General features: G+C 47.5%; 15 protein-coding genes. 4 read left to right on the top strand and 11 right to left on the bottom strand.

What is annotated here, in order from left to right; all coding sequences use genetic code 11:
• Positions 1 to 35: 35 nt before the first annotated feature.
• The gene (locus CWB98_RS04360) at positions 36 to 782 is read right to left on the bottom strand and encodes a YciK family oxidoreductase (RefSeq protein WP_138543752.1); all 747 of its coding nucleotides are present in this window, start codon (positions 780 to 782) and stop codon (positions 36 to 38) included.
• A gap of 269 nt (positions 783 to 1051) precedes the next feature.
• Here CWB98_RS04360 and CWB98_RS04355 point away from each other — a divergent pair, with 269 nt between their 5' ends.
• Together CWB98_RS04355 and sohB are read left to right on the top strand one after the other, a co-directional pair.
• Complete coding sequence (locus CWB98_RS04355; RefSeq protein ID WP_138543751.1) at positions 1052 to 3475, top strand: VolA/Pla-1 family phospholipase; 2424 nt, start codon at positions 1052 to 1054, stop codon at positions 3473 to 3475.
• Between the two features lie 72 nt (positions 3476 to 3547).
• On the top strand, positions 3548 to 4561 hold the full coding sequence (gene sohB / locus CWB98_RS04350) for a protease SohB (protein ID WP_138543750.1): 1014 nt from the start codon (positions 3548 to 3550) through the stop codon (positions 4559 to 4561).
• Positions 4562 to 4767: 206 nt separating this feature from the next.
• Here the strand turns inward: sohB and CWB98_RS04345 are convergent, their stop codons facing one another.
• The 4 genes from CWB98_RS04345 to CWB98_RS04330 form a co-directional block, all read right to left on the bottom strand.
• A complete protein-coding gene (locus tag CWB98_RS04345; protein ID WP_138543749.1) occupies positions 4768 to 5253 on the bottom strand; it encodes a SixA phosphatase family protein in 486 nt (161 codons plus the stop codon).
• A 37-nt stretch (positions 5254 to 5290) separates the two neighbouring features.
• The gene (locus CWB98_RS04340) at positions 5291 to 6208 is read right to left on the bottom strand and encodes an ABC transporter ATP-binding protein (protein WP_138543748.1); all 918 of its coding nucleotides are present in this window, start codon (positions 6206 to 6208) and stop codon (positions 5291 to 5293) included.
• Positions 6205 to 7014, bottom strand: a complete 810-nt coding sequence (locus tag CWB98_RS04335; protein WP_138543747.1) for an ABC transporter permease subunit — start codon at positions 7012 to 7014, stop codon at positions 6205 to 6207. The genes CWB98_RS04340 and CWB98_RS04335 overlap by 4 nt, the downstream gene beginning before the upstream one ends.
• 128 nt (positions 7015 to 7142) lie before the next feature.
• Positions 7143 to 8954, bottom strand: coding sequence for a M2 family metallopeptidase (locus CWB98_RS04330; RefSeq protein WP_138543746.1), 1812 nt, complete (start codon positions 8952 to 8954; stop codon positions 7143 to 7145).
• 148 nt (positions 8955 to 9102) lie between these two features.
• On the opposite strand from CWB98_RS04330, the gene CWB98_RS04325 reads away from it, so the two are divergent.
• Positions 9103 to 11367: an acyl-CoA dehydrogenase gene (locus CWB98_RS04325; protein ID WP_138543745.1), complete on the top strand. Its 2265-nt coding sequence runs from the start codon at positions 9103 to 9105 to the stop codon at positions 11365 to 11367.
• A gap of 120 nt (positions 11368 to 11487) precedes the next feature.
• Here CWB98_RS04325 and CWB98_RS04320 read toward each other — a convergent pair whose 3' ends face one another.
• The 4 genes from CWB98_RS04320 to CWB98_RS04305 all read right to left on the bottom strand — a co-directional run bounded on the left by CWB98_RS04320 (position 11488) and on the right by CWB98_RS04305 (position 18957).
• Positions 11488 to 11928: a hypothetical protein gene (locus tag CWB98_RS04320; protein ID WP_138543744.1), complete on the bottom strand. Its 441-nt coding sequence runs from the start codon at positions 11926 to 11928 to the stop codon at positions 11488 to 11490.
• Between the two features lie 162 nt (positions 11929 to 12090).
• Positions 12091 to 14433, bottom strand: coding sequence for a phosphoribosylformylglycinamidine synthase subunit PurQ (locus CWB98_RS04315; protein ID WP_138543743.1), 2343 nt, complete (start codon positions 14431 to 14433; stop codon positions 12091 to 12093).
• Between the two features lie 201 nt (positions 14434 to 14634).
• A complete protein-coding gene (locus tag CWB98_RS04310) occupies positions 14635 to 17778 on the bottom strand; it encodes an efflux RND transporter permease subunit (protein WP_138543742.1) in 3144 nt (1047 codons plus the stop codon).
• Between the two features lie 3 nt (positions 17779 to 17781).
• The gene (locus CWB98_RS04305; protein ID WP_138543741.1) at positions 17782 to 18957 is read right to left on the bottom strand and encodes an efflux RND transporter periplasmic adaptor subunit; all 1176 of its coding nucleotides are present in this window, start codon (positions 18955 to 18957) and stop codon (positions 17782 to 17784) included.
• Positions 18958 to 19185: 228 nt separating this feature from the next.
• On the opposite strand from CWB98_RS04305, the gene CWB98_RS04300 reads away from it, so the two are divergent.
• Positions 19186 to 19434 (top strand): YkgJ family cysteine cluster protein, encoded by a 249-nt coding sequence (locus CWB98_RS04300; RefSeq protein WP_138543740.1) that lies wholly within the window; start codon positions 19186 to 19188, stop codon positions 19432 to 19434.
• A 79-nt stretch (positions 19435 to 19513) separates the two neighbouring features.
• On the opposite strand, the gene map is transcribed toward CWB98_RS04300, so the two are convergent.
• Entirely contained in the window at positions 19514 to 20335 is an 822-nt protein-coding gene (gene map, locus CWB98_RS04295; protein ID WP_138543739.1) for a type I methionyl aminopeptidase, read from the bottom strand.
• On the bottom strand, positions 20310 to 20522 hold the full coding sequence (locus tag CWB98_RS04290) for a ParD-like family protein (protein ID WP_138543738.1): 213 nt from the start codon (positions 20520 to 20522) through the stop codon (positions 20310 to 20312). The genes map and CWB98_RS04290 overlap by 26 nt, the downstream gene beginning before the upstream one ends.
• Between the last annotated feature and the right edge of the window lie 384 nt (positions 20523 to 20906).

The raw sequence follows: 20906 nt of genomic DNA, 5'->3' as shown, positions 1-20906 counted from the left end.
ATTAAAAAAGCCGCTTTTCGCGGCTTTTTTAATGGCTATGACCTAGGTTGGGCGTCGAGTGACTGACCGTTGACCTGAGCTGAATCGTCAGACATCAGATAGAGATAAGTTGGCATTAACTCTTCTGGTGTTTTTAACTTGTCTTTATCTTCACCCGGATAGGCGGTAGCACGCATGCTGGTGCGAGTGGCACCCGGGTTAATACAGTTAATACGAATGTTGGTTTTACCCACTTCCGCCGCCCAGGTTTGCATCATGCCTTCGGTGGCGAACTTAGAAATCGCGTAAGCGCCCCAAAATTCGCGGCCCTGACGACCTACGCCTGATGAGGTGAACACAATAGACGCACTGGGCGCTTTGCGCATCACCGGGAACAGGTATTTAGTGATCATTGCCTGTGCTGTAACGTTCACCTTCATGATATTTTCGAATGTAGAAACACAAAAGTGCTCAAGCGGGCCCAGCGAGCCTAAAATAGAGGCGTTATTTAACAGTCCGTCAAGCTTGCCAAATTGTTGTTCGATAGTGGCGGCAAGGTCGCGGTAATGTTGTTTTGTGGCACCTTTCAGATCTAAAGGGACGATGGCAGGCTGTGGGTCACCTGCGGCAACGATTTCATCGTAAACACATTCCAGTTTTTTGGTGGTTTTACCCAGCAAAATTACCGTGGCACCATGCCTGGCATAGGTCAGTGCGGCAACGCGTCCAATGCCATCGCCTGCACCTGTGACCAAAATCACTTTGTTTTCTAAAGCATTCTCAGCTGCTTGATAAGTATGCATTTTGAACCTCTGAGCTAAATTTTCAGCATATTTTACCACATACCACAGCCAAGTTATCGAATTTATTGTAAATATGGCTGGCGAAACGCTACACTTTGCGTTAACTTAAACTGGTCTAATGTCTTATTAAAAGCAGATTTACCTTTAAGTACCTTTTTGCAAAGGTTTTAACTAAATATTCTCTGATCGCTCAATTTATCAGCTAAATTAAGCAGTTAAGTTGGATTCAGGGCTAAGAATAATAATAAGATTATGTCGGAGCCAAATAAATGAAAAAAATGCTACTCTCACTCGCAGTTTCTGCAGCCTTAGCTGGTTGTGGTGGCGGTGAAACACTTGACGATGTAAAACAAGAAAGCACAGCTGTAACACCCAGCGCCTCGATTAAGTTCGACCCTTCAAATGGTGTGATCTCCGTGCCTAACGATTTGCTGTTTAACGGCACAAAAGACGGCACTCTCAATATCCCGGGAGAGCTCAATGGCGACGGAGTTCCTAATCTCCAGCGTGTTCAGTATGCAGATCCATCTTTTGCTCTGGGTGCACTGGATGGCTGGTCAACGCAAATGCCTTTTGCCATTGACTTAACTGTTCCAGCAGGTGTTGAAATTGATGCTGCCAGTGTTGCAACACCTGGCTCCGTGCGTATTTTTGAAGTGGTGATGGGCGCAAGCCAGACCGTTGAAGAGTGTGCTCAGGTGCCTGCGGGTATTGCTTGTAAAGCTGTTGCAGAACTAACATTCGGCCCAACCGGTGACTTTGTTACTCAGTTGGGGGCAGATGGTAAGAGCATCAATGTTATCCCAATGAAACCGCTTAAGTCGGCAACAACTTATATTACGGTGTTAACAACGGGCTTAAAAGACAGTTCGGGCAGTATTGCACCTTCATCAAGCTACACGCTGCTTAAGCAAGAAACGCCACTGGTAACCCCTACGCAGAAGAGCTTACAGGGTGTGATCAACAGTTATGAAAATGCTGTGGCGGCGCTGGGAACAGTGACGAAGGAAGAAATCATTTATTCAGCTGCGATGACCACTCACTCAACTTTTGAAGTGATGGGAGCGGTTAAGCAGTTGTTGGCTGGTTCTTTGACAACTGAGCAAAGACCTGTGTTAAGCGTGGGTGAACAACCTGCGGATGGCTTGACAGTAGCCGATATACTGGGAGATGCTTTACCTGAGCAGGTACGTCCTTTATATCGTTCAGTCCGCTACCTTAAAGGCAACATTGTATTACCTCGCTACCTGGGTGAGCCACAAACAACTGCAGATACAGCGCTGGCGGATACCTACTGGCAGGCACAGTGTGACAACGCGTTGGCTGTCATAGAGTACAAGAAGGTGACCGGGACAGATCCCGACGCAGAACCAGGCTCGAACGATGAGCTATGTAAAACCTTGTCCAAAGATAAGCTGAGAGACTTTGGGCTGGATCAGCAGAGATTTGTCAGCAGGTATAATCCGCTTCCTAAGGCTCAGGGTGCAAATAATATCCCTGTTCAGATAACTATGCCTACGGATGAAACCAACCGCCCTGAAACAGGCTGGCCGGTTGTAATTATGCAGCATGGTATCACCAGTAAAAAAGAAGATATGCTGGGTCTGACGCTGGCGTTAACCCAGGCTGGTTTTGCTACAGTGGCAATTGACCACCCGTTGCATGGTGATCGTGGTATCGATGTCAATGATGACGGTGAAGATGATTTCAATGCCTCAACCAAGAGTGTATTGCATTACATGAATCTGCAGTCACTGCTGGTAGCGCGCGACAACCTGCGCCAGTCAGTTGCTGATTTGCTGGGTCTGCGTCTGGGTCTGAACTACATTAATCAGGCAACAGCGGTCCCATTATTGTTTAATACTCAGGATGTAAGCTTCATCGGCCATTCGTTGGGTTCTGTGGTAGGCCCTGGCTTTATTGCGATGGCAAACACCCCGTTGGATGAGCAAGTAGATGCTTTGTTTAATGTAAAAGCAGGCGCTTTATCAAGCGGTGGTTCAGGCATTGCTAACTTCCTGGTTGAGTCGGCTTCATTTGGTCCGGTTGTGAAAAGCGCCGTGCTTTCTGCTGCAACTGATCTGGCTGTATCTAAGCAATTTAACGCTTACATGCAAGAAGGTGCGATTACTGACTGTGGCCAGTTTGCAACAGATGCTGGTGCGTTTACTAACTGTGCGTACTCGACCTTTACTGCTCAGCTAGAAGCGAATGGTGATACGGTTGCACTTGGTGCGATTAATGCGACTGTGACACAGTTTGCCTATGCTGCGCAAAGTGTGCTCGGCAGCGCCGATGCAGCAAATTATGCTGGCGCGGTGAAAGCGCTGGGTACACCTATGTACATGGGTGTGGTTGTAGGTGGTGAAAACGGCAATAAGAAAGACCAGGTCATTCCACCATCAACTGAGAGTAACCCACTGTCGGGCAGCTTGCCGATGGCCGCTCTGATGGGTCTGGCACCAGTGAGTGAGTCTCAGATGTCTACAGATGGCACTCCGGGTAGCTATGTGGTGAAATTCAGCCAGGGCCACCATAGCTCATTGCTAACCACTAGCTTTGATGAGCGCTCGGGCGGTACTACTGAAGGTCATGCAGCAGCAACGATGGAAATCCAGAAGCAGCTGGCCACCTTCCTGGCAACTCAAGGCCTGATGCTACCGATCACTAACGATGCTGTTATTGCAAAATAATCGCATTTAAGAGATTATGTGAAAGCCGCTGTTTCAGCGGCTTTTTTTTACTTAAATTTCAGGAGTAGAAAGTTGGCATTTTTATACGAGTACGGATTATTTTTGGCTAAGGCTGTGACACTGGTCGCTGCGCTTGGCGCAATCATCGCAATGATTGTTGCAGCAAGTCACAAGCCGAGTGCTCAGTCTGGTGAAATCGAGCTGACCGATTTATCTAAACGTCTGGACGAGGCAAAAGAGCAATTTCTGGCACAGACGCTGGACAAAAAAGCGCTTAAAGCTCATCAAAAGCAGCAGAAAAAGGCGCAATCAGAACAAGCTGAAGAAGATAAAAAGCGCGTGTTTGTCGTCGAGTTTAGCGGCAGCATGGATGCCCATGAAGTGGAAAACCTCAGAGAAGAAGTGACGGCTATCTTAACGATTGCAGATGCTAAGCAGGATCAGGTTGTGGTTAATCTGGAAAGCGGTGGCGGGGTTGTGCATGGCTACGGTCTGGCCGCTTCTCAATTGCAACGCATCAAAGATGTCGGGCTGCCACTGACGGTGTGTGTTGATAAAGTTGCAGCCAGCGGTGGCTATATGATGGCCTGTGTGGCGGATAAAATCATTGCAGCGCCGTTTGCTATTGTTGGCTCTATTGGTGTTATTGCTCAGTTACCTAACTTCAACAAGCTGCTGAAAAAGAATGACATCGATTATGAGCAAATTACGGCCGGAGAGTATAAGCGCACACTGACCCTGTTTGGCGAAAATACCGATAAAGGGCGCGAAAAGTTTCGTGAAGAAATTGAACACACACATGGTTTGTTCAAGCGTTTTGTCAGCGACAACCGTCCCAATATGGATATAGACAAAGTGGCGACGGGTGAGCACTGGCTGGCGACCCATGCTCATGAGTTTGCATTAGTTGATGAAATTCGCACCAGCGACGACCTGTTGTTAGATTTAAATCAGGCGCACCAGCTTTACCAGGTGCGCTTTAAGCTGAAAAAATCCATGGCAGAAAAGCTCGGGATTGGTGTCAGTCTTAGCCTTGAAAAAGGGGCTATGCGCCTGTTTTCTAAGTGGCAAAAGTCAAGCTACTAAAATTGGAGAGCGCGCCAGGTCTACGAGTCGCGATCTGGCGTGATAAGACCCACTTATGCAATCTGATACACCAAATCTCGAATAATCCAAAATTCATCTTCTCTTGGTGTTAGGTATGTCGCAAAAGAATGTTGTCACCGAGTTAAATCCGTTTGTCTAAATGGGCAAGTGGCAGGCTAGTTATTCTAAGTGGATATATTTTAAAACTACTGTTCGGGGCGAAAGAGAACTTGCCGTAATGAAACCGTGTTTGTTGTCAGTTTGTGCCACTGGGGCACTGTTAGTTGCAGCTCGATATAGCCTGACGTCACTATGTTATCAAATTGAACTGTACTCAGGTGGTTAATCAACGTCGTTAAAGCTGGGTTGTGGCCTACCACAGTCACATCATTACATTCATCAGGTAACAAGTGCAGGCAGTCCAATAGATCGTGTGCATCAAAGGTATAAAGTGCCTGTATTATTTCAATCGGTTTAGTCATATTACATTGTGTATGTAATATGCGAGCAGTGTCGAGGGCACGCTTTGCCGGGCTGGTAAATATGTATGTATCAGGCAGCGTACCTAATTGTTTTGCCAGTGCCTGGGCACGGCGAACGCCCTTGGGCTTTAGCGGGCGGTCAATATCGTGCAGCATCGGCTCCTGCCAGCTTGATTTAGCATGACGAATAAGTCTGAGAGTTTTATTCATAGCTGCCCTGACGGTACATACAAATTTCTAGTTTAGCCTATGGTGTGGCAAACAGCTGGTTTTCGAGTGTATTACCGTTGATCAATTGCTTATATACCCAGCCGTGATGATGGCAAAGTTCAAGCAGTGCGATATCCAGCGCGTTTTGATGGGCATCGTATTCTATGACAAACTCATCTGGCTGTGATTGACGAACCTGTTTGACACCGGCTAGCTGGGCAATGTGTGATTGCATTTGGCTGTCTGGTTGCTTTACTTGCAAGGTGAGGAAGGCGATATCGGAGCCATTTTGCGCGTATCGCTGGTGACTGGTAAGTTCCCCCTTTTCCAGATACAGGACAGTGTCGCACAGGCGCTCGAGCTCACTCAGATCATGAGAGCTCAATATAAATGTTATGTCTTTGCTTAAGTCTGCGACCAATGTTCTGATTGCTTTGGCGTTGATGGGGTCCAGGCCTGCAGTCGCCTCGTCCAAAAGCACAATTCTGGGCTTCCCAATCAAAGCTTGTGCGATACAGATACGCTTTCTCATGCCATGAGATAGCTCTGAGGCTTTGGCATTGATTTGATTGCTGAGGTCGACTTGCTCAAGGACCCGCGCAGTCTCTTGCTGAGCTTGTACACGACTTAACCCTTGCAGCTGGCCATAAAACGTTAACTGTTTTCCTACCGAAAAACGCGGATCAAGTTGAGCATCCTGTGGCAGTGCACTGAGCACGCCAAACAGTGAGCTATCACCGGGTGTTTGCCCCAATACGCGAACAGCCCCTGAGTCGGCTCTTAAAAAGCCGCATAAGATACTAAACAGTGTGGTTTTGCCTGCTCCATTGGGGCCAACCAATGCAATGGTATGGCCTTGATCTATGGTGAAGCTGACTTTATCCAACGCACACTTGCTGCCAAAATGTTTTGTCAGCTCGTTGACTTCAATGACGAACGGCGTTGAGGTACTCATAGATCTTTCCTTTTCATTAGCCAGTATGCACAGCCCAATAGTGTTAGGGATTGTAGCAGGGGGATCGCAATTGTATACCAGTCGATATTATGCCAGGGCGCAATGCCGCTGATATGAACCCCAGGCAGCAGATAATATAACCAGTCAGCCAGTTCAATGTGAGATGCCAGATATCCAATCAATAAGTTTCCTATCGTGAATAACAAACTGGCATAGATGATACTCAGGCGGGCAGAGCTTGCCAGCAGGTTGAGTAAACTCATCAGGGCGATAAAGGGGAGTGTGGTCAACACCAGTAGCGCGGTAATTGATATCAATTTACCCAGCCCACTGAACGCCAGCGTAGTATCTCGTGTTAGCATTAGCACCCAGGCTGCAAGGGCCGAGGTAAGGATCAGAGCCAGTAAAATGAGGGCTTGCCCAGTAAATCGACCAAGCATGATCTCACCGCGACTGGCCCGCAATGTCAGAAATCTGAGTGTTCCACGTTTACTGTCCTCTACGGTCTGATCTGCGCTGACGAACAAAGTAAAAACAGGAAAACTGAACAAGGCAATGATCCAGTAAACCGACAGTTCAGCTTCGGGCCAGCGAGCGAGCGAGTATAGTCCTACTGAGCCGGCTATTTGTACGGCGATATCGGAGAATTCGGGGCTATTTAGTACCGAAACCGCGTGATAGACGGGGTAGCGTAAGATTATCAGCCACACCATAATGAAGGCTGTCAGAGCCAGCCAGCCACGTTTTGTGGCAAACAAGCGTGTCAGTTCAAACTGACTTAATAACATGATTCTTTTTAGTGACATAGTGCACTCCTTTTGCAGATACCTTAACGCATAAGAGAGTGATAGGAAAAGCTGAGAATTGTTTCAGAGTGTGGCGGGTATAAAAAAGGAGCCGACAGGCTCCTTTTAAAGATGTTTAAGCTGGTTAATTACCAACCGCACTTGCGGTTTTTGTTTTGCTCATCCAGATAGGTCTGAAGTGGTGCAAAGTAATCCAGGATAGCGGTGGCATCCATTTGCTGACTACCAGTGACGCTTTCCAGCGCTTCCTGCCATGGTCGGCTGCTGCCCATTTCCAGCATAGCATTTAAGCGTTCACCGGCTTCTTTTGAGTTGTACACAGAGCAACGGTGAATGGCTTCTTTGTTACCTGATATTTCACACAGGGCTTTGTGGAATTCAAACTGCAGAATATGTGCCAGGAAGTAGCGCGTATAAGGTACATTACCTGGTACGTGGTATTTTGCACCCGGGTCAAAGTCGTTTTCAGTACGCGCAACTGGCGCCTGAAGGCCCTGATACTTCTCGCGTAACTCCCACCAGGCTTTGTTGTATTCAGCCGGGCTGATTTCGCCGGAGTAAACTTTCCAGCGCCATTGGTCAACTAACAGGCCAAAAGGGATAAAGGCGATTTTGTCCAGTGCCATTTTCATCAGCAAGCCAATGTCTTTTGACTCGTCAGGCACCTGGTCCAGCAGGCCAATTTCTTTCAGGTAGCCAGGTGTAACTGACAGGGCAATCGTATCGCCGATCGCTTCATGGAAACCATCGTTGGCACTTTCCTGATAGTACAGTGGTAGCTTGTTGTAGGCGCGCTGATAGAAGTTGTGGCCTAACTCGTGGTGAATAACTGAGAATTCTTCACCAGTGCGCTGGATACACATCTTGATACGTAGATCGTCTTTGTTATCCAGGTTCCAGGCTGAGGCATGGCACTGTACGTCGCGATCTTTTGGTTTGGTGAACAATGAGCGCGTCCAGAAAGTCTCAGGCAGTGGTTCAAAGCCCATCGAAGTAAAGAACTTCTCAGCACCTTTAACCATTTTGATTTCGTCGTAATTGTGTTTTTCAAGCAACTCGGTTACATCGTAACCCGGGTCAGCGTTTTCAGGCGCAACTAAGTCGTAGATGTTGCCCCATTGCTGAGCCCACATATTGCCTAACAGGTGCGCTGGAATAGGCTGATCCTGAGGTACTTTGTCTTCACCATATTTCTCGCCTAGCTTGGCACGTACATGGCAGTGCAGTGAGTCATACAGCGGTTTGACCTGACCCCAGATGCGATCTAACTCTTTGGCAAAGTCATCGGCAGGCATATCGTACTTGCTGCGCCACATAGCACCTGTATCGCGATATCCCAGTTCCTGGGCGCCTTCATTAGCTAAAGAAACGAGATCTTTATAAAGCGGGCGCATTTGCGGAGAAACCTGACGCCAGCCTTGCCAGACATCTAAGAGCTCTTCGTAGTTGCGACTGTTAGCCATTTTGGATGTCATTTCACCCAGGCTCATACACTTGTCGTCTTTACAATACTTACCTTTACCGTACATGCCGTCAAGCTCAGCAGATAGTTTTGCTAACTCGGCTGTTTTCTCAGCATCTTTTGGCGCTGGCAGAGTCAGGTTGAGTTTAAGCTTGTCCAGTTTGCGACGGTTGTCGTAGCTCAGTGCCAGCTCGTCAAACTTGGCGGCTTCATTGGCCAGTGCAACCAACTTTTCGGTGTATTCCTGGCTCACGTCGGCAGCCAGTGACGCAGTGTCTTCGGTGATGAAGTTGGCGTAAATCCAGGCTGAACGTGAGCTACGATAGCTTAAATCCCGCAGCTCTTTTTCCGCTTTGGTCAGAAACGCCTCTGCGTCTTTTTCCGTCAATGTTGAACTGGTGGTTGAGTTACACCCACTCACAGAGAGTGCCCCGGCAACCACTAAGGCGCCCAGGCTGAGTTTGAATTGTAGTGCCATCATTGTTCCAATTATCGTTATTAGAGTGTGGATGATACCAGTGTCGAATGACTGCGACAATTCACACCAGACAAGCGATGTAAAAATATTGAGTTAAGTGGCATTTGTTCCATACTTAAAGCGCCAATAACTGGAAGGTGCTCTTACCATGTGGTTACTGATACTGCTCATTATTGCTGTATGTTTCATTTTTTACATAAAGGAAGCCAGGCTGAAAGTCGTGTCGGGCCCGGCTATGGCGTATTTCAAGCGTGCGCTTCCACAATTATCACAAACAGAACGCGAAGCGATGGAAGCCGGGGATACCTGGTGGGACGCCAGTTTGTTCAGTGGCAAACCAAACTGGTCGCACTGGTTACAAACGGGTAAACCAGCACTGAGCGACCGGGAACGAGACTTTATCGAACATGAGCTGACTGAACTCATGACGATGTTGGATGAAAATCAGATCTGTGCTGCAGGCGATTTGTCGCCTGATGTTTGGCAGTTTTTGAAAGAAAAAGGCTTTTTTTCTTTTATCATTCCCGAAAAATTTGGTGGTAAAGCATTCAGTGCACAGGCAAACTCGGCCATTGTCGCGCAAATTGCAACCCGTAGTTTATCGACGGCAGTGACTGTGATGGTGCCCAATAGCCTTGGACCTGCCGAACTGCTACTTCATTTCGGTACAGCGCAACAACAGCAGAGGTGGTTGCCTAAGCTTGCAGATGGCTCTGCACTGCCGTGCTTTGCGCTTACATCACTGGAGGCAGGATCCGATGCGGGTGGGATCACCGATTTTGCTGTTGTCTGCAAGCAAGAGTTTAATGGTGAAATGACCTTAGGCCTGAAAGTTACCTGGCGAAAACGTTATATCACGTTAGCGCCCGTGGCAACTGTATTGGGGTTGGCTTTCAAAGTGTATGATCCTGACCATTTGCTGGCTGAACAGAGTGAATTGGGCATTACCTGTGCCTTAATACCCACCGACCATGAAGGTGTAAAAGTTGGTCCCAGGCATGATCCTATGGGCCTGGCTTTTATGAATGGAACGACCGAGGGGCAGGAAGTGTTTATCCCGTTAGACTGGGTCATCGGAGAGCAAGAAGGTATAGGAAAAGGGTGGCGTATGCTGATGGCTTGCCTGAGTGCAGGTCGGGGTATCTCTTTGCCGGCATTGAGTGCAGGTACGGCTCAACTGAGCGCCAGAGCAACAACGGCGTATTGCGGTGTACGGCGACAGTTCAAACAACCCTTGTGTCGATTTGAAGGGGTTCAGTCAGCCTTAGCCAGAATTGCTGGGCTGAGCTACAGCATAGAAGCAACGCGGCAAAATACTGCTCTGGCGATCGATTTGAATAAAAGTCCGGCGGTCATTACGGCGATTGCTAAGTACCACCTAACTGAAATGGCACGGCTCAGTATCAATGATGCAATGGACTTACACGGTGGCAAGGCAATTCAAAGAGGTCCTCTAAACTATCTGGCTCTGCATTATCAGGGCATGCCAATTAGTATTACGGTCGAAGGAGCAAACATCTTGACGCGCAATCTGATGATTTTTGGCCAGGGCGCGACCCGTTGTCACCCTTATGTGTTGAAAGAAATGGCAGCGGTACAAACAAAAGATGCGGAGGCGGCGTTACTTCAGTTCGACAAAGTTCTGACTGAACATCTGGCACACAGCTGCAAAACATTTCTTAAAGCGTCTTTTAATGGGCTGACCTTAGGTTTCTTTTCATCTGCCCCTGTTGGCGGAGAGGTAGCCAGATACTATAAAACCTTAACCTGGTATAGCCAAATCTTAGCCATTCAGAGCGATCTTGCGATGCTTGTACTCGGCGGTAAGTTAAAACTACAAGAAATGCGTTCAGCCAGGTTAGGCGATATGTTAAGCCATCTCTATCTGGGTTCTTGTGCACTGAAAAAGTTTGAGGACGATGGCCGTCAGTGTAGCGATTTACCCCTGTTGCATTACGCCATGCATTATCATCTCAGTGCGTTCGAGCAGGCTTACAAGGGCTTTATTGACAACTTTGCGCCAGATGGACTTAAAACGATTGCAAAAAGGTGGTTTATGCCTTTTGGCAGGGGGGAGGCGGGGCCTTCGGATAAGCTCGTCATTGAGTTGTGTGACAGTTTATATCGCAATAAACTGACTCTTGCCCGCGTCAGCAGTTTATGTAGCACCTCAGGGCATGCTGGGCTGGAGGCATTAGAGCAGGCGTTTAAGTTATTTCCAAAATGTGAACAGGGGCTACACAAGTTTGAACGCTGGCAGAAAGCTCATCAGACAAACCTACTTGCTTTAAATACCGACGAGCAGCTTGCGATGGCAGTGGCGGAATGTGCTATTGATGAAGAAGAGCGCGAATTGTTGGTCGATTGGTTCCACAGCAGTCGGCTTGCTTTAAGTGTGGATAAGGCTGGTTAACCTGCTGAATATATAGACGTGTTTTTTTAAGCGCGTGAAATGCGTTTTCCTAGCCAGGGTCATGTCTGGCTAGGTGAACCACCCGTATTCTGATTACATCGGGGGGGAGGACAGATCACATTAGCGGGCAAAGGGATCTGCGTTGATCTTATCAACGTACCACTCGCCCTTGCGTCTGATAAGTTGAACGCTGCGCATGTCGTCCACTTGCTCTCCATGTAACATGCCGGTGAATATCAGGTTGATCCTGGCCTCATTACCATATTGTTCCCGCAAGCTCTGGTTGGTCATGTCTACCTCGATGGTCACCTGATCATATTGCATATTAACGAGGTTTCTGGCGAATTGAGAGGGGGTGCCGTAAGAGCGCATGATTCTGCCCATACGAGGCGTTGAGCGGCTCAGCGCAAGTTCCATGTCTTTTTTGTTGTACAGGGCGTCAAAGAAAACCGTAGCTGCATATCCCGGCGTATTTTTATCTCCACGTGCCGCATCATCATCACCACCACAGCCGGACAACATCAATAGGATTACAGTTGAAAAAGTAAGTAGTAATTTCATATTAGTATTAGTTCAGGTGATTATGACTTTAGTTTGTCTTCTAATCGGACTTTTGTAAAGTATTGGTGGGCAAAATACAGCGTGTATGAGAGGGAATCGCAGCAGATCAGAGACTGGTGATAAACAGTTGCGGTATTTTACCGCAACTGTTTGAAAGATAACTTACTCAATGTCGCATTTTAGAGTCCCGCGACGTGTTCGGTAGCAAATTTCTCTGGTGTAGAGCAACAGGTCTTGCGGTAATACGTTTTCGATTAGCTTGGTTTGCGTGTCACCGTCATAACACTTGATGTCTTTGTTACTAACCAGACAGGTGAGGGCCCCGTTTGCCAGCACTTTATGTACGGTTGCATTTTCCGCAAGTAGATCCGTCAGCTCGGTGCCTCGACTACCCCAACACTGCCAGCTGGCATCGCTTAGCTGAGCACATACATTGTTTGCGTCGACGGCGTTAAGTTTTGTTGCAAGCAATTGTGCAGGCACGTTTTTCACTGGATTATCGCCCTTAGCATTACAAACGACAGCACCATAATTGCCAAGCAAGCAGGCATAGTCGCCTTTAGTGATCATTTGCTTGAGTTCAACAGGCGCATCCAGGGGGAGTGTTTGACCCAGTATTTCACGACAAGATTCAAACTTACCACCCGTCACTTTGCAAACATAGTCATCCCCTCGGACAATGTAGTTGTTTTCATATCTCAGTTTGACATCACTATAGTCGCTCTTGTCATGCTCATCTGTGGCGTGAAATTCAAACGTCAGCGTGCCTTCTGTTTCACCATTGTATTTGATAGAGGCACTGGTATCAGACACCTGCTTAATGGTTACGTTATCATCTGTATTCTGTGCCTGCCAGTGACTCGGCATGCCTGGTTTATTATTCAGGTGGAAAACTTGTCCAAAGACCTGTGCTTCGCTACCCATTACATAGGTCTCTTCTACGCCAGCATAGGGGACGACGATGGCGTCATGAGCCGTGCCAAGGAGTGTACTTTCACGCACAATATCACCGGCTTTAGCTGTGATCTTGATGACAGCCAGGCCTTTTCGGGTAATCGTTTTCTTATGCAGGTTCAGCGTTAAATTCTGACCCGTGTGAATCGTTTGAAGGGTATCATAGGGGTCGTAATCACTGCTTGAGACTAAGACTTCTTCGATATCAACGTGGCCATTAAATGCCAGGTCTAACGTGGCTGGGACGTCCGGATAAATGGAAAATTCGCCGGGGTCTCTGACTATCATCAGGGTTTCAGCTGCTGTGCTGTTTACATAGGTGAAATAAGCATAGGTGGATCGCTCAGTACCATTTTTGAGCTTCACTTTGTACTCAATTTGTGGAGAAGTTTGAATGATGTCTTCGTCCGGGATGGTAATCACGAGTTTATCGTTCGATTTTTCCAGTAGTTCATCTCTAAAGTTAGTAATATTCCATGAAACACTTTCAACATCATCGAAATTCGTTAAATTGGAATGCACTGTGATTGTTTGTCCCGGCACCGCGAGCGAGCGGTCCATGGTGAGCTCAAGGCCCTGCAAGTCGGTGACGTTTTGCACCACAACGGATGTCTCAGCCGTTTTTTTTATGTTGCCCTTCATCGTCACTGTGAGCAGCAGGGTAAAAGTCTGGTTTTCACTTACTTCTGGGGCGCTAAAAGTATAGGCAGCTTTGCCCTGAGTTTGTTGAGAAGGCTGAGGTGTACCCTGCCATTGCCACTCATAGCTGATTATGTCATCTGTATTGGCTGTTGTTGCCTGGATTGTCAGCGAATTTTTTTCATTCACAACAACCTGCTCAGGCAGGCTGACACTGAGTGATGGTTCAGATTCTGGTGCCAGTGTGGCTTTGATGGTTTTGGTGATGACTTCGTCACTGGTTGTAATTTCGAATATAATGTCAAAGTGCTGTGTTTGAGTGATTTCAGGTAGTTCGAAACTAAAGGTACTTTCCCCTGCGCGGGTATCAAAACCCGATTGGGTTGTCTGATTGGCCAGTTCAAAGCCATCGGTGCGCCAAACAACTTTTTCGATATCAGAGTTCATCGCAAACACAGCTGTGATGGAAGCATGCCCTCCACTGTAAAGGGTCATGGTGTCGGCAAGTTCAATGTATCCAGCTGTAGAGTTTGGCATTACAGTGACCTGCCAGGTTTTACTGGCTCGGTTTTCGTGACTGTCTGTCACCGTATAGGTCAAGGTGACCTCTGTTTGCTCATTAACATCCGGGAAGATGACATGATGCAAGGTATTGCTTGCTGCGACGAACTTCACACCGGGTAGTGAGCTTGTCCATTCCCCCGTAACAGTATCATTTTCTGGATCAGATACTGAGGTGGTGAGAGACAATGTGTCACCGGCATTAATGAGGGTGTTGCCTTGAACGCTGACCGAGGGGGCCTGATTGACGCTTGTTTGTGCACGGTCTGAAGTCGGGGTTTTATCACCGCCTGAGGAGCCGCCACAGGCTACGAGGATCCCAAATGTAGAGAGCAGTAGGTAGTTTCGCATTATTCATTCCTTTATATTGCGTTTTTATGTCGCAGATAAGTCTAAGCGAGAACGGTGCAATTTTAGAAACGTTAATTTGTTAATTTGTGTTTATACTCTAATCGACAAATTTAAACGAATTTGCTGCCAACTGGCGCGAAAATAAAAGCCCAGTGTAATACCGGGCTTAGTTGGTTGGGTAGAACTATGAATTTTTAACTATTAGTTTTGCTGCAATGCTTCCGTGTTTTTGGGCTGTTTTTTGAAGCGTCTCATGAGGCGCTTTAGATCTTCCAGCGCGACGTATTGGCAGGGGATCAGAATCAACGTAATCACCGTAGCGAACAACACACCAAAAGCCAACGAGACAGCCATAGGTATGACAATTTGTGCCTGCAGGCTGGTTTCCAGAATAATAGGGACCAACCCTATAAAAGTGGTTAGTGACGTCAGAAGAATTGCTCTGAAACGTCTGCAGCCAGCCTCAACTACGGCTTCTTTAATGGTCATACCTTGTTCACGTGCCTTGTTCACAAAATCAACCATCACCAGTGAGTCATTGACGACCACACCTGCGACTGCAATGATGCCGAAGAAGGACAGGCTACTCATAGTCATGCCAAGTACCATATGGCCAAATACTGCGCCAACAACACCGAATGGGATTACAGACATGATCAGTATCGGCTGAGAGTAAGAACGTAATGGGATAGCCAGTAATGCAAAAATAATCATTAAGGATAAGGCAAAATCACGAATCTGTTCGGCTACGCTATCCATTTCTTCCTGGATACGTCCTGCGACACTGCTGCTGACCCCAGGATAGTTCTGCAGTAGTGAAGGCAGATATTCATCGCGGATCTCTTCGGCTATCTTGAATGGCTCTGCCTGATCGGTGTCAACGGAGGCCCAGACATTGATAGTGCGCTTAGCATTTTCACGACGGATCCGGTTAACCCCTTCGACCAGATGGATATCGGCGATTTCTCCCAGCGGTACTTCAGCGCCACTTGGGGTAATGATACGGACTGCCTGAATATCGCTGATAGTGTTTCGCTGTTCTTGCGGGTAGCGGATCATAACTTTGATCTCCTCGCCGCGGCGCAGTATGCGCTGTGCTTCCAGACCGTAGTAACTGAAGTTTACCTGAGAAGCGACATCTGCCAGCGTTAGTCCCATGCTGTAGGCCAGTGGTTTAAGCTCGAGTTGTACTTCTTCGGTACTCGATTGCATGGAATCATTGACATCACCCACGCCTGCAATCGTACGTAGTTTCTCTTTAAGTTTACCCGCAACCTCTTGTAAGGTTTCTTTATTCTTACCTTCAAGGCGGAAGCTGATATCACCGTCATCCCGGCCACCATTCATAATGCTGTCCTGAATGTTTAGCGACTTCACACCTGGCAGGGGAGGCATATTCTCACGCCATAAAGCACTGAGCGCAAAGGTATCGATTGGGCGTTTGTGGGGTTCAACCAGAATAGCCATGATAGATGCCGTAGTACGCCCGCGCAGGTTCACAGACAGATCTTTGATCATCTTAGTGCCATATTCAGCCTCAAGCTGTTTCTCAACATCCAGAATGACCTGCTCAACTTTTTTAGCGGTAGCCAGTGTTGCTGACTCGGAAGATGACAGGTTCATATCAATTGTGATGCGAGGGAAGTCATGGGGGATTTTCGGGTTCGCAACGAACTTAACCAGACCGCCTGCAAACATACCACCACTCACAATGATGATAGACAAAAATGCCACAATCACTGTGTATCGGTAATGAATACATTTTTCTATAAACGGGCGATAGAGATTTTCAATGAAGTTTTTCAATGCACCATCTATGAGTGCTCTGGCGCGATGTAAAGGGTTTTTCGGATTGTCGGGGCGGTCCTTCATGGCTGCAAGGTGTGCTGGCAGGATCAGTTTAGACTCAACCAAAGAGAACAGCAGGCATAAAATGATGACGCCGCCGATGGCCTTTGAAAATGCAGCCGCCGGGCCCGTTGCAAAAGTCTGAGGTAAAAATGCCGCGACCGTGGTCAGTACGCCAAATGTGGCTGGGATTGCTACACGCTTCACTCCCCGAACCACGTTGTCCAGGCTGTGGCCGTGTTTCTCAATCTCGGCATGAGCGGACTCCCCGACAACAATCGCGTCATCAACGACGATGCCAAGCACCAGAATAAAGGCAAATAGAGAGGCAAGGTTAATTGTGACGTCAAGCATGCCCATTGGCATAAACAAGAACGCCCCCAAAAATGATACAGGCAGGCCCATCATGACCCAGAAAGCTAAGCGGACACGTAAGAACAAAGCCAACATTAGCATCACCAGAATACCACCCCACATCATGTTTTCTATCATCATGTTAAGGCGGCCTTCGAGATAGTAAGTCAAATCAATAAAGGGCTCCAACTCAACGCCCTGGGGCAGTTGGGTTGCTTTATCAGCCAGGTAAGTTTTCATGACCTGAGCGACTTTGGTGATATCCTGGTCTTTTGACGCCCGAACCTCGAATACCAGTGAATTTCTGCCGTTATAGCGAGAGTAAAGCAGGCCTTCCTCAAAGCCGTCGGTGACTTTCGCAACATCGCCTAATTTAATTTGTGCGCCATCTGCAAGTGTCAGTAAAGGGAGCTGTTCAAACTCATGCCCACGGTAGGCCTGATTTTCAACCCGCATAGAAATATAACCATTGTCAGAGCGGATCTGTCCGGCGGACATGTTTGCTGAAAAGTTTTTAACAGCTTCAGAAATATCTCTGAATGTCAGGCCATACTCACGCAGGCGATCTGGACTGATTTCTACACTGATCTCGTAGTTCAGGCCGCCATTAAAGTCGACCAGGTTGACGCCCGGCAGGGCAAGCATTTCATCGTGTATTTCGTTCCCCAGCTGTTTTAGCTGGTGGAAATTCATCTCACCATTGAGTGACAGCCACATCACTTCCTGCTCAAACTTATCACGGCGTACGATAGGTCGTTCCATCCCAGCCGGAAAGGTCGAAATGGAGTCAACCTGCATTTTTACTTCATCCAGCACTTCCTGAGGATCATACTTTTCTTCGACTTCGATCCAGGTTTGCGAGAAACCACGATTGGAATAGGTGATCAGGCGCTTAATGCCTTCCAACCCTTCCATAGATTCCTCCACTTTGATGGTGATCCCTTCTTCGACTTCTTGTGGCGCAGCACCAGGGTAAACCGCCTGCACACTCAACCAGTTATTCTCAAATTGAGGAAACATTTGCTTGCGGATAGTAAAGGCGCTGAGTAAGCCACCCACCAGAATAAAAATCATCAACAGGTTGGCTGCAACTGGGTTGCGAGCAAACCAGGCTATTAAGCCTTTTTCGCGAGAGCCTTCCATAGGTTACTCCTCCTTCAGTGCCAGTTGTGTATCTGGTGCAATGACAGGCGATGAGTCAAGGCGCAGTTGCATACCCTCTGAAGGGTATTCCAGCGCGGACGTGATCAGTTGCTGACCGTCGGCCAGACCTTCAGTGGCAATTGCATATCCGTCAACTTCACGAATAACAGAAATGGGTTTAAAGGTGAGCTGCTGGTTGTGGTCGAGTAACGCAACTTTCCCTTCGTGGATCAGGTGACGAGGAATGCGTACAGCATTAGCCACCGAGATCCCCTGAATTTGTGCTGTCAGGTAGGTGCCAAAACGCAGCGGCTGTGCCTGATCCTGATAAGGCGTATTCACCTGAGCAACCAGATAAGTCATCCGGCTTTTGTTATCGACAACACCTTCGCTACGTACGATTTTTCCTTGCCAGGAAACGGGTTGCCCGGCCACTTTTGCTGATAAGGTCACTGTAGCATCAATGCCATTATTATTCAGGTATCTAAGTTCATGATCTGCAACGGGCAAACGGATTTCAGCAACGGATGTTGCATTCAGCACACCCAAGGTACTACCTGGGTTGACAACACTGCCCAGACTTAAAGAACGACTGGTAATAATTGCGTCGTAGGGGGCTTTGATGTAGGTGCGCTCAAGGTTACGTTTTGCTCGCTTAACACTGGCCTGAGCTGCTTTAAAGCGTGCCAGTTTCTCTGCCAGCTGTGGTTTACGCAAATAGAGCTCTGAAGGGATCGTCGATTGTGCATTATCTTTAATACGTTGCCACTCTGTTTTTGCAACATGAGCTTGGGCCTGTTCGATTTCCAATGCCGAATGCGCCTGAGCCAGACTGGCCTCGGCCTCAATCAATGCTGCCTCGTAGTCATTCGGGTCAATACGAGCCAGAGTTTCACCTTGTTCAACAAAGCCGCCTTTGACAAACTTATCTGACAGTTCAATAAGCTGTCCACTGACCTGAGCGACCAGCTCGGTGCTGTATTTAGGGGAAACGAGCCCGTAAGAATCCACCATCAATTGCATAGGAGCCATATCAATTGGCTGGATTTCAACCAATGGATGAATGACTTTTTCGGGTTTTTCTTCGGGCGGTTGCTTCATTGCTGAAAATGCAAAAGCGGTAGCCAGGCCACCGACGAGCACCGCAACGGGTAATAGGATTTGTTTTTTACTAGCCACGAGTTATTCCTTCCATCAATAACGGTTGAATCGATTTCTCTAACCTGATTAAGGATACGCGAACAGATGTGTCTGGGTGTTTTAAACATTTCAAATTGTGTAACAAGGCATTGCAAGGATGTCAGCTTGCTTACGTCTGACACGATAATGACCTTAGTGTTTTCATTGATGAGTTGTCGTATAATGGTCTGCTTTATTATTCATCAAAACTAAATTGTGAAGGGTCGGATGGAGTGTCGTTTGGGCTGTGGAGCCTGTTGTATAGCACCGAGTATCAGTTCGCCAATTCCGGGGATGCCGCAGGGTAAGCCAGCGGGAGAGCGTTGTGTGCAACTGAATGATGACAATCTGTGTAAGTTATTTGGCGATCCTCGTCGACCTAAAGTATGTGGTGACTTCGTGCCCTGCGAGGACGTCTGTGGTACAGACAACGCGCATGCTATGTGGCTTATTACTGAGCTTGAGCAATGTACGTAATACCGAACTGGTTTAGACATTTTCCAGTCAGAGCAAAAACAACTGGTTTTTCATTTGCAAATTCCTGAAGCCGGTTACCTCATAGCTGTCGGCCTGATCCGCATTGACTGATATCGGCTGACAATCCCGAAGCTCTTTCTTCTTCTCTGAGGGTCAGAACTTCGTACCCGGTAGGTGTCACGAGAATAGTGTGTTCTGCTTGAGCTGACAGTGCACGGTCTCGTGTCACTACAGTCCAGCCATCTTTGAGTGTTTTAACCCTGTGACTGCCTTGGTTGAGCATAGGTTCAATAGTAAACGTCATCCCCGGTACAAGCTTCATACCTGTTCCTGGACGTCCAAAATGCAACACTTCCGGTGCTTCATGCATCTCAGTACCAATCCCGTGGCCGCAATATTCCCGCACGACGCTCAAGCCTTTAAGCCGAGCGAAGTCTCCAATTGCATAGCCAATATCGCCCAGGGTGGCACCGGGTTTCACCTGATTGATCCCACACCAAAGTGCGGCTACGGTGTCGTCCACCAGCGTCTGTGCAGCGGCACTGGCATTCGGCATCACATACATCTTACTAGAATCAGCGATATAACCTTGGTGTTTGAGAGTGATGTCTATATTGAGAATGTCCTGTTCGCTGATGATGCGACGTGCACTGGGCATACCATGGCAGACGACTTCGTTCACCGATGTGTTGATGGAGTAGGGGTAGCCATATTGACCTTTGCTTGCGGGTATAGCTCCTAACACGTCCACTATATAATGCTCAACAAATTCATCCAGCTGCAATGTTGTCACGCCGGGTTTTACTTGCTCATCGAGGGCTTTAAACACTCGTGCTAACAGCGCACCTGATTCGCGCATTTGCGCAATCGCTGCCTTATTTTTGATCGTGACCTGAGTCAATGGCGTCACTCCTTGTGTGATTAAGCTGCTGTTTGATTAACTGAGTAAAGGTCATGTCGGGATTCAGTTCTGCCAGTCGGCCCATTTTGATCCAAAACTCAGCCTGCGCATTGATTGAGCGTGACATAACCTGACTTGCCTGTCGCAGCTCTTCGTGTACTTCATCTGAAATTTTAACTATGCCCATGTTGGTTTAGTGTATATACGATTTGTATATAAATCATATAATGATCTCAAGCAAAGAAGCAATACCATTAATAGTGAGTCTGATTGCGATATATAAAAAGAAGGTTGCGCTTAGTGTAAGCATCGGGTTCATAGGGTGGATAATGAGATTAAAAGCAGCTGGTGTTAGAGCGTGTTGTTGTGGTAGACACAATGCCAGAGTGTAGCGAACAGTCATTTTTGTACAATCTTACAGACAAAAAATGCCCGACTCTGTGTGAGTCGGGCTTAGGGAAAGGCTCAAATTCGGAGCCGTGCGCTAACTTAAAAACACCTTCTAATTACAAGGGAGAAGTAGAAAGTCATTTAAGTGTAGCTAAGGCTTCATAAAATTTACAAACATTTG

Origin of the sequence: Pseudoalteromonas rubra, assembly GCF_005887115.1 — a bacterium.
GTDB classification, from domain to species: Bacteria; Pseudomonadota; Gammaproteobacteria; order Enterobacterales; family Alteromonadaceae; genus Pseudoalteromonas; species Pseudoalteromonas rubra_F.
This window is presented reverse-complemented; position numbering and strand designations above follow the sequence as displayed.

Bases quoted from the DNA above. Each gene is read 5' to 3' on its own strand.
- CWB98_RS04360 (WP_138543752.1), bottom strand. From the start codon at position 782: ATGCATACTTATCAAGCAGCTGAGAATGCTTTAGAAAACAAAGTGATT.
- CWB98_RS04355 (WP_138543751.1), top strand. From the start codon at position 1,052: ATGAAAAAAATGCTACTCTCACTCGCAGTTTCTGCAGCCTTAGCTGGT.
- CWB98_RS04345 (WP_138543749.1), bottom strand. From the start codon at position 5,253: ATGAATAAAACTCTCAGACTTATTCGTCATGCTAAATCAAGCTGGCAG.
- CWB98_RS04340 (WP_138543748.1), bottom strand. From the start codon at position 6,208: ATGAGTACCTCAACGCCGTTCGTCATTGAAGTCAACGAGCTGACAAAA.
- CWB98_RS04335 (WP_138543747.1), bottom strand. From the start codon at position 7,014: ATGTCACTAAAAAGAATCATGTTATTAAGTCAGTTTGAACTGACACGC.
- CWB98_RS04330 (WP_138543746.1), bottom strand. From the start codon at position 8,954: ATGGCACTACAATTCAAACTCAGCCTGGGCGCCTTAGTGGTTGCCGGG.
- CWB98_RS04325 (WP_138543745.1), top strand. From the start codon at position 9,103: ATGTGGTTACTGATACTGCTCATTATTGCTGTATGTTTCATTTTTTAC.
- CWB98_RS04320 (WP_138543744.1), bottom strand. From the start codon at position 11,928: ATGAAATTACTACTTACTTTTTCAACTGTAATCCTATTGATGTTGTCC.
- CWB98_RS04315 (WP_138543743.1), bottom strand. From the start codon at position 14,433: ATGCGAAACTACCTACTGCTCTCTACATTTGGGATCCTCGTAGCCTGT.
- CWB98_RS04310 (WP_138543742.1), bottom strand. From the start codon at position 17,778: ATGGAAGGCTCTCGCGAAAAAGGCTTAATAGCCTGGTTTGCTCGCAAC.
- CWB98_RS04300 (WP_138543740.1), top strand. From the start codon at position 19,186: ATGGAGTGTCGTTTGGGCTGTGGAGCCTGTTGTATAGCACCGAGTATC.
- CWB98_RS04290 (WP_138543738.1), bottom strand. From the start codon at position 20,522: ATGGGCATAGTTAAAATTTCAGATGAAGTACACGAAGAGCTGCGACAG.